This is a genomic window from Pseudomonas sp. GW821-FHT02A08 (assembly GCF_059422045.1).
Genome location: NZ_JBWKWD010000081.1, coordinates 1 through 1,512 on the forward strand (window position 1 = coordinate 1; position 1,512 = coordinate 1,512).

Here is a 1,512-nt window from a genome sequence, read left to right on the forward strand (position 1 = left end):
TACATTCACGGCTACATCAGTCGATTCAGCCTGCAGAACAGTGACGGCGGCCTGGCTTGTTATTCGGCCACCTTGAGCCCCTGGCTGTGGATGCTGTCGCGACGCGTCGACGCGCGGATCTTTCAAGAGCAAACCCTCGAAGACATCCTGCGCACGGTGTTCGCCCACTATGGCGTGCTGCCCAGGTTCGAGTTCCGCCTGGAGCAGCCGCTCAAGTCCCACAGCTACATCACGCAATACCGCGAGAGCGATCTGGATTTCGTCTTGCGCCTGCTGGAACGAGAGGGGTTGTTGTTCTACTTCGAGCATACGCAGGAAGAACACCGCCTGATCATCACCGACCATTCCCGCCACCTTGAGCCGCTGGCTTGGCAACCGCGGATCCGCTATCACAGCGCGGCGGTCACCGAGAGCGCCGACTCGATCACCCGCTGGAGCAGCCATCGGGTTCTGCAGTCCGGCAGGATGGCCATCCAGACCTTCGACTACCGGCAGCCACGCAATCCGCTGCCGGTCAGCATGCCCAGCCTTAACGTCCAGGGCGATGTCCCAGCCTACGAGATCTACGACTTTCCCGGTCATTACAGCCACGGTATGCCCGTAGATGGCGAAGCGCTGGTGCGGCATCGACTCGAAGCCCTGGAGGTACAGGCCAAGACGTTTGAGGGCGCCAGCAACTGTCGCGCCATGCTGCCGGGCTACACCTTCGAACTGACCCAGCACTTCGATCACGAGGCTGATCCCGTGGATGATCGCCAGTTCCTCCTGCTCAAGGTGGAGCACCAAGGCCGCAACAACTACCTGACGGATCAACCGGCGAGCTACGACAACCGTTTCGTCTGCATCCGCCACAAGATTGCCTTTCGTCCACCGATCATTACCCCGCGGCCGACGATTTCCGGGCCGCTCACCGCCATTGTGGTGGGCCCGGCAGGTGAGGAGGTTTTCACCGACGAGCTGGCGCGCGTGCAAGTGCGCTTTCATTGGCAGCGGGCCCAGGACCCTGCCCAGGGCACGACCTGGCTAAGGGTCGCCATGCCCAGTGGCGGCGCCGGCTTCGGCCATCAGTTTTTGCCGCGCATCGGTCAGGAAGTGCTGGTGACTTTCCTCGGCGGCGACATCGACCGCCCCCTGGTGACGTCGGTGCTCTACAACGCCGACCATTTTCCCCCGCACTTCAGTCACGCCACGGGGTTGCCGGGCAATCGAACCTTGTCCGGGATCCAGACCCGGGAACATCAGGGCAAGGGCTTCAACGAATTACTCTTCGACGATACACCCGGCGCGTTGCGCGCCCGACTGGGCACGACCCATCAGGCCACCGCGCTGAACCTGGGCAAGCTCGTCACGCCGCGAACCGACGGGCAGGCCCAGGCACGCGGCCAGGGCGCCGAACTGCGCAGCGATGCCGCGATTGCCCTGCGAGCGGCCCAAGGGCTGTTGTTGACCACCTACGCTCGCCACGCGGCGCAGGGCTCACAACTGGACCGCGAAGAACTGCTCAAGCTGTTG

At 63.3% G+C, this 1,512-nt stretch carries 1 protein-coding gene; it reads left to right on the forward strand.

Annotation, left to right across the window (positions count from 1 at the left end; translation table 11 throughout):
* On the forward strand, positions 1-1,512 hold a 1,512-nt coding region (locus AC07W4_RS27805; protein ID WP_495034727.1), incomplete at both ends, for a type VI secretion system Vgr family protein.